Annotated in this window: 2 protein-coding genes; both read right to left on the bottom strand. The window is 68.7% G+C overall.

The features are described 5' to 3' along the window. On the bottom strand, window positions 1–518 hold a 518-nt coding region (locus ACGFIK_RS27845), incomplete at its 3' end, for a transposase (RefSeq protein WP_393342163.1). A 104-nt stretch (window positions 519–622) separates the two neighbouring features. Beyond that, window positions 623–952 carry a hypothetical protein gene (locus ACGFIK_RS27840; RefSeq protein ID WP_327026355.1) on the bottom strand — a complete coding sequence of 110 codons (330 nt, stop codon included), beginning with the start codon at window positions 950–952 and terminating at the stop codon, window positions 623–625. Window positions 953–1,108 lie beyond the last annotated feature (156 nt).

Here is a 1,108-nt window from a genome sequence, read left to right as displayed (position 1 = left end):
TCGGCGAGGAGTTCGGCGACGGGTTTCGAGGTCATCGACGAGCCGCGGTCGGCGTGCAGGACCTCGGGCCGCACACCGTTGCGGGCGATGGCGTCATCGATCAGCTCCCGGGCGAGCATCGAGTCTTCCCCGGCGGCGACGTGCCAGCCGACGACGTAGCGGGAGTACACGTCGATGATCACGTACAGGTGGTAGAACACGCCCCTCTGCATGGTCTTGAGGCGGGTGATGTCCCACGACCACACCTGCGACGGCCCGGTCGCGGCCAACTGCGGGATCGTCCGGGCGGGATGGGTCGCCTGCCGGCGGCGTTCCCGACTCTCCCCGGCCTGGCGCAGGACCCGGTACATCGTGGACTGCGAACACCAGTAGCGGCCGTTGTCGAGTTCCCTCGTCCACACCTGCGCCACGGACATCTCCGCGTACTCATCCCGATGCAGCACATCCAGCACGGCCTGGCGTTCGGCCGCTGACAGCGTCGACGGCGGAGGTGTCTTCGGCCGCAGCGGCCGAGACACCACGGATGGCTGTTGGCGCCGGTAATGAGTGGCGCGGGACCGGCCGGTCAACCGGCACGCCCCGGCCACACCCACCACCGGCGCGAGAGCGTCGAACGCCTCGGTCAGCGCCTGCGCGGCCGCGGCGTGTCGTCCGCGCTCTCGGACAACGTCTCCAAGAGCGCGTGCGCTTTTCCCATGATCTCCAACGCGGTCTTCGTCCGCCCCAAGTCAGCTTCCAGACGCTCATTACGCCGCCGTAACCGCTCGATCTCGGCCGCCTCCGCGCTACGCCGCCGGCCCTCACTCACCGGACTCTTACGGCTACCCAAGGCGGTCAACGCCCCCGCGTCCCGCGCGGCCCGCCACTCCAGGATGTGCGAGTGATACAGGCCCTCCCGGCGCAGGATCGCCGCGCCCTCACCCGTAGCCTTCGCCGCGTCGTACTCCGCCACGATACGTAGTTTGTACTCCGCCGTGAACGTCCGCCGCTTCGGCCGTCCGCCCTGCTCACCAGGCGTACTGGGTAATGTCACGATGATCCTCTTCCTGTCTCCCGGCAAGCCTAGCCGCACCGGGAAGGCTGCCTCATCTCAGCCTGACAGACAGGG

It is taken from the genome of Micromonospora sp. NPDC048871 (genome assembly GCF_043198155.1).
GTDB lineage: Bacteria > Actinomycetota > Actinomycetes > Mycobacteriales > Micromonosporaceae > Micromonospora.
Note: the sequence above shows the minus strand (reverse complement) of the source record. Positions and strands in the feature narration are given on the sequence as shown.